Annotated in this window: 12 protein-coding genes; 7 read left to right on the forward strand and 5 right to left on the reverse strand. The window is 69.1% G+C overall.

The annotated features are described in order from the left end of the window. Window positions 1–64: 64 nt before the first annotated feature. A complete protein-coding gene (locus MFF24_RS01250; protein ID WP_108940422.1) occupies window positions 65–754 on the reverse strand; it encodes a MarC family protein in 690 nt (229 codons plus the stop codon). Between the two features lie 32 nt (window positions 755–786). Next, the gene (locus MFF24_RS01255; RefSeq protein ID WP_238222867.1) at window positions 787–1,521 is read right to left on the reverse strand and encodes a class I SAM-dependent methyltransferase; all 735 of its coding nucleotides are present in this window, start codon (window positions 1,519–1,521) and stop codon (window positions 787–789) included. A 254-nt stretch (window positions 1,522–1,775) separates the two neighbouring features. On the opposite strand from MFF24_RS01255, the gene gloB reads away from it, so the two are divergent. The 5 genes from gloB to MFF24_RS01280 all read left to right on the forward strand — a co-directional run bounded on the left by gloB (window position 1,776) and on the right by MFF24_RS01280 (window position 7,604). After that, window positions 1,776–2,555 carry a hydroxyacylglutathione hydrolase gene (gene gloB, locus MFF24_RS01260; protein ID WP_238221771.1) on the forward strand — a complete coding sequence of 260 codons (780 nt, stop codon included), beginning with the start codon at window positions 1,776–1,778 and terminating at the stop codon, window positions 2,553–2,555. 166 nt (window positions 2,556–2,721) lie between these two features. Continuing rightward, entirely contained in the window at window positions 2,722–2,874 is a 153-nt protein-coding gene (locus MFF24_RS01265) for a histidine kinase (protein ID WP_108940425.1), read from the forward strand. Continuing rightward, window positions 2,871–3,857 (forward strand): site-specific tyrosine recombinase XerD, encoded by a 987-nt coding sequence (locus MFF24_RS01270; protein WP_238221773.1) that lies wholly within the window; start codon window positions 2,871–2,873, stop codon window positions 3,855–3,857. The genes MFF24_RS01265 and MFF24_RS01270 overlap by 4 nt, the downstream gene beginning before the upstream one ends. Before the next feature lie 181 nt (window positions 3,858–4,038). Next, window positions 4,039–5,244: a GGDEF domain-containing protein gene (locus MFF24_RS01275; protein ID WP_238221774.1), complete on the forward strand. Its 1,206-nt coding sequence runs from the start codon at window positions 4,039–4,041 to the stop codon at window positions 5,242–5,244. A gap of 131 nt (window positions 5,245–5,375) precedes the next feature. Next, complete coding sequence (locus tag MFF24_RS01280; RefSeq protein WP_238221776.1) at window positions 5,376–7,604, forward strand: glycoside hydrolase family 3 N-terminal domain-containing protein; 2,229 nt, start codon at window positions 5,376–5,378, stop codon at window positions 7,602–7,604. Between the two features lie 6 nt (window positions 7,605–7,610). Here MFF24_RS01280 and MFF24_RS01285 read toward each other — a convergent pair whose 3' ends face one another. From MFF24_RS01285 to MFF24_RS01295, 3 genes are all read right to left on the reverse strand, one after another. After that, window positions 7,611–8,813, reverse strand: a complete 1,203-nt coding sequence (locus MFF24_RS01285; protein WP_238221778.1) for an ABC transporter permease — start codon at window positions 8,811–8,813, stop codon at window positions 7,611–7,613. Window positions 8,814–8,849: 36 nt separating this feature from the next. Further along, on the reverse strand, window positions 8,850–9,287 hold the full coding sequence (locus tag MFF24_RS01290; RefSeq protein ID WP_231347027.1) for a DUF4112 domain-containing protein: 438 nt from the start codon (window positions 9,285–9,287) through the stop codon (window positions 8,850–8,852). A gap of 84 nt (window positions 9,288–9,371) precedes the next feature. Further along, the gene (locus tag MFF24_RS01295; RefSeq protein WP_238221780.1) at window positions 9,372–10,556 is read right to left on the reverse strand and encodes an aminotransferase; all 1,185 of its coding nucleotides are present in this window, start codon (window positions 10,554–10,556) and stop codon (window positions 9,372–9,374) included. Window positions 10,557–10,985: 429 nt separating this feature from the next. Here MFF24_RS01295 and MFF24_RS01300 point away from each other — a divergent pair, with 429 nt between their 5' ends. Both MFF24_RS01300 and MFF24_RS01305 read left to right on the forward strand, forming a co-directional pair. Next, a complete protein-coding gene (locus MFF24_RS01300; RefSeq protein ID WP_238221782.1) occupies window positions 10,986–11,159 on the forward strand; it encodes a hypothetical protein in 174 nt (57 codons plus the stop codon). A 194-nt stretch (window positions 11,160–11,353) separates the two neighbouring features. Next, window positions 11,354–12,742 (forward strand): MdtA/MuxA family multidrug efflux RND transporter periplasmic adaptor subunit, encoded by a 1,389-nt coding sequence (locus MFF24_RS01305; protein WP_238221783.1) that lies wholly within the window; start codon window positions 11,354–11,356, stop codon window positions 12,740–12,742. Window positions 12,743–12,744: the final 2 nt, after the last annotated feature.

The raw sequence follows: 12,744 nt of genomic DNA on the forward strand, positions 1-12,744 counted from the left end.
GTTCCGATAGGTGGCGGGCTGCCGCGTCGCGCGTCTCGTCCGACAAGGGCGGCCATTGAGCTGTCTATACCCGCTGCGAGGCGATCAGTGGCCCGAGAACGTCCGACACGCCGTTGACGGTGATCTGCGTGCCGACACACAGCAGCAGGAAGGCCGAGAGCCGTCCGAGAACCCGCGCCCGCACCGGTCCGATCAGGGTCACGAGCCGGTCCGCCGATCCGTAGGCGAGGCGGATCATGCCGGCAATGGCCATGGCGGCAAGCGAGGCACCGATGAAGAACCCGGCGAGGTCGCCGGGTTCGGAGGGGCGGTTGGCGCCGAGCGCGATGGCGACCGCGATGGTGCCGGGCCCGGTGGTGAAGGGCAGGGTGAGGGGGAAGAAGGCGACTTCGGCGAGGTTCTCGCCGGCCTCCGGTTCCGCCTCGGCATGTTTGCGCGCCTCCCGCGTCTCGGGTGCGTTGAGCAGGGTCCAGGCAAACGCCGCGACGAACAGGCCGCCGGCGATGCGGAGCGCGGCGAGCGACACGCCGAAGAAGTTGAGGATCGGCGCCCCGGCCCAGAGGGCGGCGAGCATCACCAGGGCGGCGTAGAAGCCGATCCGCCGCGACAGCTCCGCCCGCTCCGCCTGCGAACGGTCGGCGGTGATCTGCGCGAACATCAGCGCCGAGCCGACCGGATTCACGATGGAGAACAGGCCGGACAGCGCGAGCAGGAAGCTCGTCAGCACGGTCTCGAATCCGATGGATGCCAACATGCGGGCTCGGCGGTCTGCGGGAGGGGAGGGCTTTAGCCCGGCTGCCCGGCCGGCACCAGAACGCGCGCGCGCACCCGGCTCTCCAGGCGACGCACTTGCCGCACCGCGACCGGCCGGTAAAGCTGCTTGGTCGCATCGACCACGTGGAGCCCGGCGAAGGGCATGGCGAGGCCGGTGCCGAACCGCTCCCAGGCGGCGGCGGTGCGCAGCCAGAAGCGGCTGCGGATCGGCGGCATGTAGAGAGTCTCGGCCCAGCCTTCCGGCGAGAACAACGTCTCACGCATCAGCCGCGAGAGCTGCGAACGGCTATAGGGCTGGCCGTGGCCGAAGGGCGTCGCGTCGCGCCGTGCCCAGACCCCGGTGCGGTTCGGTACCACCAGAATCAGGCGCCCGCCCGGCGTCAGCACCCGCCAGACATCGGCCAGGAGTTCGCTCGGACTCTCGACGGCTTCGAGGCCGTGGACGAGGATCACGCGATCGACCGCGGCCTCCGGCAGGGGCAGCATGGTGAGGTCGGCGAGCGCCGTCACCGAGCGCCCGCTGGAGGGCCAGTTCACCACCCCCTGCGTCGCCGGCATGAAGGCCAGCGTGCGCTCGGCGATGACGTGGACCGGGCCGAGATAGGGCGTGACATAGCCGAGCCCGAGCACGCGCAGCCCCGAGACCGAGCCGAGGAAGCCGTGGATCGCCCGGCCGACGACGCGGTGCGTGACGACCCCGAGGGGCGAGGCGTAGAAGGCGCGCAGGTCCGTGACGTCGAGGCGCATCGGATGGGGTGCCGGCACGGCCGGTTGTCCTCCACGAGACGGATGCCGTAGGGCTGATGCCGCATCAATGGGGATCGCAAGCGGCTCCGGCAAGCGGAACCGACGCGTCTGTCAGCAGAAGGCGGGCGAGCGTGACCATACGCCCGGTACCGGAACCGACGCTTCCACGCGACGGTTCCCGACCGGGTCAGTCATGCGCCGGGCCGGTGCCAACGGTTCTGAGCGAAAAATCGATACTGGCGAAAGGGTCTTCGATGACGAGAGCGGCACCACAAATCCGCACCTTCCTGTGCCGGAGCGACAATATCGGTGTGCTGATCCGCGATTCCGCCAGCGGTGCCTGTGCCGCCATCGATGTGCCGGAGGCCGCGCCCGTGCTCGCCGTCCTCGATGCGGAGGGGTGGTCCCTCACCGACATCCTCGTCACCCACCGCCACGGCGATCACATCGAGGGAATTCCGGAGGTGGTGGAGCGCACCGGCGCTCGGGTGACGGCACCGGAGAAGGCACGCACTGCGGTGCCGGATGCGGCCCGCTACGTGCGGGAGGGCGACACGGTGACGGTCGGCGAGCTCTCGGCCGCGGTCTGGGAGACGCCGGGGCACTGCGCCGACCACGTCACCTACCATTTCTCCGATGCCGGCGTGGTCTTTGCGGGCGACACCCTGTTCACCCTCGGCTGCGGCCGCGTGATGGAGGCCGAGCCGGCGGTTCTCTGGCAGTCGCTGACGCGCTTCCTTGATCTACCCGACGCGACGGCGGTCTATAGCGGCCACGATTACGTGCTCTCCAACGGCCGCTTCGCACTCGCCGCCGATCCGGACAACGCCGACCTGAAGGAGCGGGTGGCGCAGGCCCAGCGGCTTGCCGAGACCGGTGGTTTCCTGATCCCCTCCACCATTGGCGAGGAGAAGGCGACCAATCCATTCCTGCGCGCGGGCGAGCCGGCCCTTGCCCGCTCGGCCGGGCTGGAGCCGGGTTCCGATCCGTCGGCGGTGTTCGTCGCGTTGCGCGCCTGGAAGAATCGGTTCTGAAGGCAGGGGAGGGGCAGGGGGCGGTCTCGCATCGGTTTCCTTGACCGGTCCGGGTGTGTTCGGCGAGATCTTGCCTTTGCGCCGGTGCCGTGTGATCGAAGCCCACGGTTTGCGCATCGCAACACGACCCGCTCGTCCGCGTATCCTCGGCGAAAGGCCGGTTCCCTTGCCCACCCTGTTTCGTTTCCTCGCCACGATCGCGATCCTCGCGGGCCTCGTCTTCGCCGGCATGTTCGCGCTGGCAACCTTCGTCCAGCCGACGCCGCGTGAGATGAGCGTCACGATTCCTCCGGCGAAACTTCAGCCGGGCAATCGATGAGCGGGGACGGTTCCGCGTCCCCGGACGGGGCGGAGGATCCAAGCCAACTCTTTCTCGATATGCTTGCCGCCGAGCGCGGCGCGGCGGCCAACACCCTGGCAGCCTACCGGCGCGACCTCGACGATTATCTCGGATATCTCGCGGAAGTCGGGGTCGATCCCGAGGAGGCGCAGGCCGACCAAGTCCGCGCCTACATCGCCTCGCTGGAGCCCCGCGGGCTGAAGGCGTCCTCAGCCGCCCGGCGCCTCTCCTGCATCCGCGGCTTCCACCGCTTCCTCTACGCCGAGGGCTACACGGAGACGGATCCGACCGCACCGGTCGCCGCCCCGCGCCGTGCCAAGGGCCTGCCGAAGATCCTCTCGGTGACGGAGGTCGACCGCCTGCTCGCCACGGCGCGCGAGCGGGTCGATGCGGCGGGCGACAATCGGGCGGAGGCGCGAGCGGCCGCGCGGATGCTCTGCCTGCTCGAATTGCTCTACGCCACGGGCTTGCGCGTCTCGGAGCTGGTGGCGCTGCCGCGCTCGGCCGCCGCCACCCGCGAGCGCTATCTCGTGGTGAAGGGCAAGGGCGGGCGCGAGCGCCTCGTGCCGCTGACCGATCTCGCCCGGGACGCGATGCGCGCCCATATCGCGCATGGAGTCGCGCATGGCCCCGTGGACGGTCCCTGGCTGTTCCCGGCCGAGAGCGAGAGCGGCCACCTGACCCGGCAGGCCTTCGCCCGCGACCTCAAGGCTGCCGCCGCGGCGGCCGGCCTGCGTGCCGACCGGGTGAGCCCGCACGTGCTGCGCCATGCCTTCGCGAGCCATCTGCTCCAGAATGGCGCCGATCTGCGTATTGTCCAAGAATTGCTCGGGCATGCCGACATCTCGACGACCCAGATCTACACTCACATTCTCGACGAGCGGCTGAAGGGCATGGTCCGCGATCTCCATCCGCTCAACGATGCAGGTGATGACGTTGAAGTGAATATCGTTTCCTCATAAGAACTGTATCGAAATGTACCATAGTGCCTAATTTTTAGCAGATGCGGCGACGCATTGCTGGAAAATCCAGCCTTGCTGCGATGTATTGCCGTTGACATCGAGGTCGTGGTCTGGCCCTTTGAGGGGACCAGGATGCTGAGGGGGCGGCGCAGCGGCTCGACGGGGCCGGTGCCAAGACAAGATGCGCCTCGATCTCCCGACGCTCTTCATGATGACGACCGCCGTGACCGTCACGGTGGGGGTGCTGTTCCTGCTGTCGTGGAGCCAGACCCGCCGCGAGCGCTCTCTGGCGGTCTGGGGTATCGCGCACATCGTCGGCGGCCTTGCCTCACTGATGCTGGCCCTGCGGGGCCAGATCCCGGACAGCCTGTCGATTGCCCTCGCCAACGCGCTGATGATCGGCGCCTACGGATTGATCTGGTGTGGCGTGCGCGCCTTCGAGGGCCGCCGCCTGCGGCTCGACTGGGCTCTGGCCGGAGCCGTGATCTGGCTCGGAGCCTGTGCGGTTCCAGCCTTCTTCGAGTCGCTCGCCGCCCGCGTCATCCTCGCCTCGACGATCGCCGGCCTCTATTGCGGCTCAGGTGCCCTCATGATCTGGCGGGGCCGTGGCGAGCCGCTGGTGTCGCGCTACCCGGCCCTGATCCTGCTCGCGACCTACGCCGCGCTCTACTGGATCCGCATACCGCTGGCGGTCGCAACACCGTTGCCGGTCTCCATCGGGACCGCCTCGCCGTGGTTTGCCATCCTCGCCTTCGCAGGCACGCTGTTCTCGGTCGCCATCGCCTTCGTGTTCATGGCACTGACCAAGGAACGGGCCGAGCGCGAGCAGCGGCAGGCCGCCGAAACCGACTCCCTGACCGGAATTGCCAACCGCCGCGCCCTGGTCGCCGGAGCGGAGCGGCATCTCGCGGTCGCCCCCGCCGCGCTGCTTCTTTTCGACCTCGATCACTTCAAGCTGATCAACGACCGCCACGGCCACAGTGTCGGCGATGCGGCGCTGGCCGCCTTCTGCCAAATCGCGGCGCCTGTGCTGCCGCCCGAGGCGGTGTTCGGGCGAATGGGCGGTGAGGAATTCGCCTGCCTGCTTCCGCGGCTCGACGAACGGGCGGCGGCGCGCGTCGCCGAGCGGATTCGGGCCGGGGTCGCCCGCTTCACGCATCCGGACTATCCCGAGCTGAGGATGAGCGTGAGCGTCGGCGTGGCCGCCGAGAGCCAGATCGGCGGCAGCCTCGACTACCTTCTGCGGCGGGCCGACGACGCCCTGTATCGCGCCAAGCGGACCGGGCGCGACCGCGTGGTCACCTCGGAGGAGGATCCACTTCCCGTCGCGGCGGACATTCCTGGGACGAGCCGCGTCGGCGGTCGGAGTCGGGTGCGCTCGCCGTGATCGTCGTCCACACCGATCGGCCCGTTTCCCGGTGATGCCGGCCGATGCCGCATCGACGGCGCACCTCGTCCTGAGGCATCCTCTCGCGCCGTGGAAGGGCGGTCGAAACCGCTCCCGGGGGGACGGTGACGATGCGGCGGCTGGCTCGGAGAATCGTCCGCGGCATCGCCGGGGCTGTTCTCCTCATCGTTCCGGCCCGTGCGGCCGAGCCGGTCGAGCACCGGATCGAGGCGCTCCTTTCGCGGATGACGCTGGAGGAGAAGGCCGGCCAGCTCACCCTGATCTCGCACGAACCGATCCTCGACCTCGACAGCTTCCGCCGTGGGGAGGTCGGAGCCGTCATCAACTTCAACAATGCCGGTCTCGTGGCCCAGGCCGACCGGCTCGCCCGCTCGTCGCGGCTCGGCATTCCGCTGCTCGTCGGCCTCGACATCGTCCACGGCTACCGCACTATCTTCCCGCTGCCGCTCGCCATGGCCGCCAGTTTCGATGCCGGGCTCGTCCGCCGGGCCGCGGCTGCGCAGGGACGCGAATCCGCGGCCGTCGGCCTCAACTGGACGTTTTCGCCGATGGCGGACGTCGCCCGCGACCTGCGCTGGGGCCGGGTGGTCGAGGGTCTGGGCGAGGATCCGTGGCTGACGGGGCGGCTCACCGCGGCGCAGGTCGAGGGCTTTCGCGATGGTGGGCTCGCGAGCACGCTGAAGCATTTCGCGGGCTACAGTGCGGTGCTCGGCGGGCGCGACTACGACGCCACCTTCGTGGCACCCACCGAACTGCACGACCTTCACCTACCGCCGTTTCGCGACGGAATCCGGGCCGGAGCCGACGCGGTGATGACGGCGCTGACCGCGCTCAACGGTGTGCCCACCACCGCCGATCCGGCGCTGATGACCGGGCTGCTGCGGCGGCAGATGGGATTTTCCGGCCTTGTCGTGGCCGATTGGCAGGCGGTCGCGAGCCTAACGAACCACGGCGTCGCCCGAAACGGGGCGGAGGCGGCGCGCAAGGCGCTGCTGGCCGGCGTCGACATGGACATGACGAGCGGGCTCTTCCTGCGCCACCTCCCCGCGGAGGTCCGCGCCGGGCGCATTCCTGAGAGCGCGGTCGATGAGGCGGTGCGCCGGGTGCTGCGGCTGAAGTTCGGACTCGGCCTGTTCGACCGCCCCGTGATCGATACGGCCGGCGCCGAAGAAAAACTCCTGCGTCCCGAGACACGGAACCTCGCCCGCGAGGCGGCGCGGGCGAGTCTCGTCCTGCTCCAAAACCGCGAGGACCTGCTGCCGGTCAATCCGGCCAAGGTGCGCCGCATCGCCGTCGTCGGCCCCTTCGCCGATTCCGCCTGGGATCAAGTCGGGCCGCACGAGGGTGCGGGGCAGGAATGGGACGCGGTGACGATCCTGGCGGGTTTGCGCGAGCGCGCCGCCGCATCCGGCATCGCCATCGATTTCGCGCCGGGTTGCGGGCGGGTCTGCGACGGCCGTGCCGAGTTCTCCGAAGCGGTCGCGGCGGCGGCGCGTGCCGATCTCGTCGTGGCCGTGATGGGCGAGCCGCGGGACCGTTCGGGCGAGGGCTCATCGAGCGCGACGCTGTCTTGGCCGGGTCTACAGCATGAGTTGCTCGCGGCGGTGGCGGGAACGGGCAAGCCGGTCGCGCTCGTCGTGGTCGGCGGGCGCCCGACCGAGCTCGGAAACGCGCTGGAGCAAGCGCAGGCGGTGCTGATGGCGTGGCTTCCGGGCACGGAGGGCGGACCGGCAGTGGCCGAGACCTTGTTCGGCGACGCCAACCCTTCGGGCCGGTTGCCGGTCTCCTGGCCGCGCAGGGTCGGGCAATTGCCGCTGACCTACGACGTCTTGCCCGGTGGCCGGCCGCATATTCCGGGCTCGCGCTGGACCATGGGCTATGTCGATGAATCGCCGCTGCCGCTGTTCCCGTTCGGCTATGGCCTCTCATACACCCGCTTCGCCTACGGTGAGCCGGAGGTCGTGACCCCGCATCTTGGCGTCGGTGACCGCTACGACGCGGTGCTGGAGGTGCGGGCAGCCGTCACCAATTACGGCACGCGGGCCGGCCGGGCGGTGGCACAGCTCTATCTCAGTCAGCCGGTGGCCGGCCGCAGCCGGCCCAAGCGCCTGCTGAAGGGCGTCGCGCTTCTCGATCTCGCCTCGGGCGAGACCGGCACCGCGAGCTTCCGCGTGCCCGCGCGCGACCTCGGCTACCATGAGCCGGACGGCACGCTCGTGGTGGAGGCCGGCGCCTACCGCGCCCATGTCGGCGGCGATGCGGTCGCGACCCGCAGCGCCGGCTTCACCGTCGAGACCGGCTGGCGCGGCCCGCCGGGGAGCGACGAGGCGCGGCGCTGAGGCGGTTCAGCCGAAAGTCTTCCTCGGATCGAACGCGTCGCGCACGGCTTCGCCCGCGAAGACGAGCAGGCTCAACATCGTCGCCACGACGAAGAAGCCGGTAAGGCCGAGCCAGGGGGCGTTGATGTTGTCCTTGCCCTGCGCCAGCAGCTCGCCGAGCGAGGGCGAGCCCGGCGGCAAGCCGAAGCCGAGATAATCGAGCGAGGTCAGGGTCGTGACCGAGCCGTTCAGGATGAACGGCAGGAAGGTCAGCGTCGCCACCATGGCGTTGGGCAGGAGGTGGCGGGTCATGATGCGCACGTTCGACAGACCGAGCGCGCGCGCCGCCCGCACGTATTCGAAGTTGCGCGCGCGCAGGAATTCCGCGCGCACCACGCCGACGAGCGCTGTCCACGAGAACAGCGTCAGGATGCCGAGCAGGGTGAAGAAGCTCGGCACGAGGAAGGCCGACATGATGATGATGAGGTAGAGCGTCGGAATCGCGCCCCAGATCTCGATGACCCGCTGGAAGATCAGGTCGGTCCATCCGCCGAAATAGCCCTGCACCGCTCCGGCGATCACGCCGATGACCGACGAGATGCCGGCGAGCACGAGGCCGAACAGGATCGAGATGCGGAAGCCGTAAATCACCCGCGCCAGTACGTCCCGCGTGGCGTTGTCGGTGCCGAGCCAGTGCCACTCGATGTCGCGACAGCCGAGTTCGCGACCCTCGACTTTTACGCCCGCCCGCTCGGCGACCGGACGGCATTGTTCGTCGCTCAGCATCCAGGTCGGCGGCGAGGGAGCCGGCGTCGGCAGATCCCGCATGAAGGTGTTGTCGGCATACGGAATCGGTGGCCAGAGCGCCCAACCGTTCTCCTCGATCTCCTTGCGCGTCTCGGGCGCCCGGTAGTCGGTCTGTGCCAGGAAGCCGCCGAACTTCTCGTCCGGGTAATCGACGAGGACGGGGAACAGCCACTCGCCCTTGTACTGCATCACGATCGGGCGATCGTTGGCGATGAGTTCGGCGAACAGGCTCAGCACGAACAGGACGGTGAAGATCACCGCCGACCAGTATCCGCGACGGTTGGCCCGAAAGTTGGCCAGTCGCCGTCGGTTGAGGGGCGACAGGCCGCGGCGGGTGGCGGTCGGCAGGGCCTGCATCTGCGGCGCGTTGCCCGGCGCGGTGACGGGCACCGCGTCGGGTTCGGGTCGCAGCTGCTCGTTCATCGGCTCCACCCTCACACTCGGGCGGCCGATGCCGGCTCAGTCGAGCCGGATTGCGGTGCCCTCGATCTCGCTCGGCCGCAAGTCGCCCTTGCGCTCGAGATGGCGGCGCAGCAGGCGCACGTTGCGGCGGTTCGCCTTGAAGGCCGCATCGAGCAGGTCGCCGGCCAGCGGCACCGAGCCCACCGCGCCGTCGAGGGCGACGTTGGCCATCATGCGCCAGACCAGCCAGCGCGGCGCGCCGAGCCGTTTCGCCTCGTAGACGATGTACGAGGCGATCGCCATGCCCGCGATGTCGCCGAGGACGGGAACGAGACCGATCACCGCGTCGAGGCCGACGCGGCGGTTGATGCCCGGCAGAAGGAAAGCCGAGTCCATCAGGTGGGCGAGTTGCTCCAGCCGCTGGAGGCTCGCCTCCGTGCTGGTGTCGGTGAAGCGGCGCAGCTGCGCCGCGCCCGGAGGCTCGCGATAGGCCATGCTGGGGGTGTCGACGGAGGTGGTCATGGCGGAGGATGTGGCCCCGCCCCGACCGTTGCACAAGGAAGCGGGCCTCGTCTCCGCTCACCCCACGCGAAATAGACCGGCCAGCCGCTCGACCGCCGCGTCGAGGGTCGCATCCGTCTTGGCGAAGCAGAAGCGGGCGAGGTTCCTCACGCTTCCCCCTTCGTAAAAGGCGCTGACGGGAATGGCGGCCACGCCGTGCTCGCTCACGATCCTTCGGCAGAAGGCAACGTCGTCGGCGGCGAGCCCCGCGATATCGACGGTGAGGAAGTATGTGCCTGCGCTCGGCAGCACCGTGAAGCCGATTTCGGACAACCCCGCCGCCAGCCGGTCGCGGGAGCGTGCGAGGCCGGTGCGTATGTCCTCGAAGTAGCGATCGTCTTTGGCGAGTCCGTAGGCGACAGCCTCCTGGAGGTTGGGCGGCGTGGTGAAGGTGAGGAACTGGTGCGCCCGCGAGAGGACGCGCATCAGCGGCTCGGCCGCCATCACGAACCCGACCTTCCAGCCGGTGAGGCTAAAGATCTTGCCCGCCGAGCCGATCTTCACCGTGCGCTCGCGCATGCCCGGCAGGGCGATCAGAGGGAGGTGGCGCCGGCCGTCGAAGATCACGTGCTCCCACACCTCGTCGCAGATCGCCACCGCATCGAAGCGTCGGCAGAAGGCGGCGAGCAGGGCGAGGTCGTCCAGCCCGAAGACCGTGGCGCTCGGATTGAGCGGGTTGTTGAGGAGGACGATCCGGGTGCGCTCGGAAAAGGCTTCCGCCAGCGCCGCCTCCTCGATCCGGAAATGCGGGGGCTTGAGCGTGACGAAGCGCGGCACGCCGCCCGCGCGTCGCACCAGCGGCAAGTAGGCGTCGTACATCGGCTCGAACAGCACGACCTCGTCGCCGGGCCGAATCAGCGCCATCAGCGCGCCGGCCAGCGCCTCGGTCGCGCCCGAGGTCACCATCACTTCGCGCTCCGGATCGAGGTCGAGCCCCTGATGGTGCCGGTAATGCGCCGCGATGGCCGTGCGCAGCGAGGGCAGCCCCATCATGGGCGGATACTGGTTGCTGACGCTGTCTAGGGCCCGCGCCGCGGCGGCGCGCACGTCGTCCGGCCCCTGTCCGTCGGGGAAGCCTTGGCCGAGATTGATCGCATCGTGCTGGCGCGCCAGCCGCGACATCGTTTCGAAAACGGTTTCCGGCAGGGTAGCGAAGACGGGGTGGCCGGTGAGGGCGGGAAAGCGATTCGCGGCGGGAGTCATGGTCGATGTCTACGCAGAGCGGTCCGGCCGCTCCAAGCGCCTTCATGTAAGCAGGAAACAGGGAGAAGACTTGTGCGCGGTTGGTTTCATCCTGCGCGAAAACAAGAGGGGTCTTGCAGGACCTTTGCGAGAACCTCCCGACCCAGTCGATGCGGCGTGCGTTGACGCACACGAGTCTGCGGATGATCCGCCGAATCCGTTTTTTGCGGCATCATCAGGGGGTGACGAATGTTGACGATCATCAGTCGTAAGCGCATGTTCACCCCACGGTCGGACCGGCCGCGGCGCTGAAGGGACTTCGCCCCCTCGTCTCGTCAGTGTAGCTGGCCGGTCCGGTCGTCCTTCTGAAAAAGCCGCCGCTCGACACGGCGGCTTTTTTCATGTCCGATCAGGTTTCCCTTCGCGGCGGCCCCCTCGCATCGGCGGATCATGCGTCTTCGAACCTGTCTGCTGCTGGCCGTCGCGTCCACGGGTCTTGGGCTCTGCTTGCGCCTCGCCGTGCCGGTGACGCCGGTCGATGCGTCGTTTCGCGACGTGATGCGCCTCTATCAGTCGCAGGGCGCTCCGGGGCACAGCAACATGCCGGAAACGTCGGCGCCGTAGGAACACCGCATTATCGGGCCAGCCTCGCCGGCCGTACCGAGGCGGGCCCTTTTCGGGTGCGCGGTATCGACAGGACCGGACTTTCGGCCGACTGACGCGATTGAGGCACCGTCCCGAAAGACGGCGCCCCATCAAAGATCTGGCGGACCGGCTCGCATTCGACGGCCGTGAACGACATGACGAGTATGTGAGGGATGAACGAGAGTTCGCCGATACGCAGGGAGACCGCGCGGGAGTACCGGACCGCGGATCCGGTGCCGACCACCCCGGTCCGCCGACGCACGAAGTTCGGGCGCTGGATGCTCGCGCTGCTAATCCTCGGCGGCGTGGGCGCGGTGGCCCACCGCACCTATGATGCCCGGCAGAAGCCGGCCGGGGAGACGGCGCAGGCGCCGGGACCCGGTGGTCCTGGCCGCGGCGGCCGACCGGGCGAGATGAAACAGGCGGTCGGCGTCGCGCCGATCGTCAGCGGCGACATGCCGGTGGTGCTCCAGGGCCTCGGCACCGTGACGCCGCTCGCCACCGTCTCGATTCGCTCGCAGATCAGCGGCTACCTCACCAAGATCGGCTTTCGCGAGGGCCAGATGGTGAAGGAGGGCGATTTCCTGGCCCAGATCGACCCGCGGCCCTACGAGGCGCTGCTCGCCCAGTATCAGGGTCAGCTCGCCCGCGATCAGGCGCTCCTGCAGAATTCGAAGCTCGACCTCCAGCGCTACCAGACCCTGAACCGTCAGGATTCGATCTCGAAGCAGAACGTCGACACCCAGGCCGCCCTGGTGAAACAGAACGAGGGAACGGTCGCGGCCGATCAGGCGCTGGTCGATCAGCAGAAGCTGAACCTCACCTACGCCCGGATCGTCGCGCCGGTGGAGGGTCGTGTGGGCCTGCGGCAGGTGGATCTCGGCAACTACATCACCGCCGGCTCGACCAACATCGTCGTGGTCACGCAGCTGCGCCCGATCTCGGTGGTGTTCACGCTGCCGGAGGATGACGTGGCGCGGGTGATGCGCCGGGTGCGCGAGGGAGCCAAGCTCACCGTGCGCGCCTATGACCGCAGCGACCAGCACGAGATCGCCACGGGCCGCCTCGACACGGTGGACAACCAGATCGACACCACGACCGGAACGGTGAAACTGCGGGCGATGTTCGAGAACGAGGACGAGGCCCTGTTCCCGAATCAGTTCGTCAACGCGCGCCTCACCGTCGAGACGATCCGAAGCGCAGCGCTGGTGCCCAATGCCGCGATCCTGCGCGGCACGCCGGGCACCTACGTCTACCTGATGGACGGTGACGAGAAGGTCACGGTGCGCCCGATCAAGACCGGCGAGACCGATGGCGTGAACACGGTGGTTCTGTCCGGCCTTGCGCCGGGTGACCGCGTCGTCACCGACGGCACGGACCGGCTGCGCGAGGGGGCGCCCGTGCGGGTCGTCGGCCACCAGACCGGCCCGCAGGCCGCCGGACCGGCCACCGGCGCGCCCGGCGCGACGCTTCCCTCGACACCGGCGGCCGGTGCGCCGGCGCAGACGGGCTCCGGTGAGACAGCCCAGGAGCACCGGGGACGCCGGCGCCAGGCACAGTAACC

Source organism: Methylorubrum aminovorans (assembly GCF_022179725.1).
Taxonomy (GTDB): domain Bacteria; phylum Pseudomonadota; class Alphaproteobacteria; order Rhizobiales; family Beijerinckiaceae; genus Methylobacterium; species Methylobacterium aminovorans.

Excerpts from the sequence above, each read along its gene's own strand:
- MFF24_RS01275 (WP_238221774.1), top strand. The coding sequence starts at position 4,039 with ATGCGCCTCGATCTCCCGACGCTCTTCATGATGACGACCGCCGTGACC.
- MFF24_RS01285 (WP_238221778.1), bottom strand. The coding sequence starts at position 8,813 with ATGAACGAGCAGCTGCGACCCGAACCCGACGCGGTGCCCGTCACCGCG.
- MFF24_RS01290 (WP_231347027.1), bottom strand. The coding sequence starts at position 9,287 with ATGGCCTATCGCGAGCCTCCGGGCGCGGCGCAGCTGCGCCGCTTCACC.
- MFF24_RS01305 (WP_238221783.1), top strand. The coding sequence starts at position 11,354 with ATGAACGAGAGTTCGCCGATACGCAGGGAGACCGCGCGGGAGTACCGG.
- MFF24_RS01300 (WP_238221782.1), top strand. The coding sequence starts at position 10,986 with ATGCGTCTTCGAACCTGTCTGCTGCTGGCCGTCGCGTCCACGGGTCTT.
- gloB (WP_238221771.1), top strand. The coding sequence starts at position 1,776 with ATGACGAGAGCGGCACCACAAATCCGCACCTTCCTGTGCCGGAGCGAC.
- MFF24_RS01270 (WP_238221773.1), top strand. The coding sequence starts at position 2,871 with ATGAGCGGGGACGGTTCCGCGTCCCCGGACGGGGCGGAGGATCCAAGC.
- MFF24_RS01255 (WP_238222867.1), bottom strand. The coding sequence starts at position 1,521 with ATGCGCCTCGACGTCACGGACCTGCGCGCCTTCTACGCCTCGCCCCTC.
- MFF24_RS01280 (WP_238221776.1), top strand. The coding sequence starts at position 5,376 with ATGCGGCGGCTGGCTCGGAGAATCGTCCGCGGCATCGCCGGGGCTGTT.
- MFF24_RS01250 (WP_108940422.1), bottom strand. The coding sequence starts at position 754 with ATGTTGGCATCCATCGGATTCGAGACCGTGCTGACGAGCTTCCTGCTC.
- MFF24_RS01295 (WP_238221780.1), bottom strand. The coding sequence starts at position 10,556 with ATGACTCCCGCCGCGAATCGCTTTCCCGCCCTCACCGGCCACCCCGTC.